Genomic DNA, 1,124 nt, shown 5'->3' with positions numbered 1-1,124 from the left:
CTTGCCCTTTGGTTGCCAACCTGTCGCGCCCCAGACAAGTTTCAGGGAAATTTGGAACATGTTCCCGGTCGGCAGAATCCCTTTCCGGCTCAGATACGGAAAATCAGCCGTTGCCGGTTTCGCATGCTTCAGGATTTGCGCCGCCAATTCTGCCGCTCGTTCTGCCCGGTCGTCTTCGGTTGGAGTTGGTTCCGGTCGCGTGGCTCTGCCCTGGCCGGGATGGTTTGACTGTTCCGGTTGCCTGGGTGACCGCATACCTTTTTGCAGACCGGAACGAACCGTGCTTTTGACTTCGGCCAACGGCAGCCCAAGCGCCTGCCCGGTCTCGATCAAAGCCGCTTCGGTCCCGCCTTGGTCCAGGAGGTGGACAATCTGCCCGGTTCGGAATGCTGCAGAGTTCAGACTGTTATTTCGGTTGCCGGTCGTGCCCGCCAGATCGGCGAGGATGCCTTGAAAACCCGCCGCCGCCCATGCTTCAGCCGCTTGCCTTTCGTCGCGGAAGTTGCTATTATTGCTTGGAAATTGACGCAGTTCCATACGCCCCGGCCCGCCAGCCGGGGTTTTGTTTTGTGTGGTCATTACTTGCAACCCCGGCCTTTTGGAGCCTGTGACGTACTGACAATAACTCTCGCCGCTATCCACGCATCCAAGTCTGATTTGCGATAAATCACTGGTCGGCCAAGTTTGGCAAAAGGGGGTCCATCGCCTCGGACGGCCATTTTTTCGAGTGTCGGCACTGCCAAACCAAGATATTCGGCAGCCTGCTCTCGACGCATATTTGCAATTTGGGTTTGCATAGTTTTTTGTTCTCCCAAGTCTGGAATGGTTCCAGGTCGGCCAAACCAGGAACCGGAATTGCTGGCCAACTTGAGAGGAGTTTAGCGATTTGATAATTTATTGAAAATACTACTGCCGTATGCAGCCGTATGTTACAGCCGTATGATGGCGTATGATTTTATATCATAAACAATTGATTATGATGGAGAATGTCAATCATACGCCTGTTTGGAATGGGTGACTTCCGAGGATGTTATTGATTGTATTTGTTCCATTTCCAGACGAATCAGAAGAGAAATTTATCTCACCGCAGCCGATCAAACTTTTCCAGTATGGTTTTCTCCTGT

General features: G+C 52.3%; 1 protein-coding gene and 1 pseudogene. Both read right to left on the bottom strand.

Going from position 1 to position 1,124, the window contains the following annotated elements:
- Positions 1-579: pseudogene (locus tag EJP87_RS16885) on the bottom strand (hypothetical protein); the annotation flags it as partial.
- The gene (locus EJP87_RS16880) at positions 579-776 is read right to left on the bottom strand and encodes a helix-turn-helix transcriptional regulator (protein WP_227657750.1); all 198 of its coding nucleotides are present in this window, start codon (positions 774-776) and stop codon (positions 579-581) included. The pseudogene EJP87_RS16885 and the gene EJP87_RS16880, both read right to left, overlap by 1 nt.
- Positions 777-1,124: the final 348 nt, after the last annotated feature.

It is taken from the genome of Candidatus Magnetaquicoccus inordinatus, from assembly GCF_004217665.1.
Classification (GTDB): domain Bacteria; phylum Pseudomonadota; class Magnetococcia; order Magnetococcales; family Magnetaquicoccaceae; genus Magnetaquicoccus; species Magnetaquicoccus inordinatus.
The sequence above is the reverse complement of the archived record's forward strand: the minus strand, read 5'-3'. Positions and strand labels throughout refer to the sequence as shown.

What these genes read in the sequence shown, in the direction of transcription:
- EJP87_RS16880 (WP_227657750.1), bottom strand. Translation starts at nt 776, where the DNA reads ATGCGTCGAGAGCAGGCTGCCGAATATCTTGGTTTGGCAGTGCCGACA.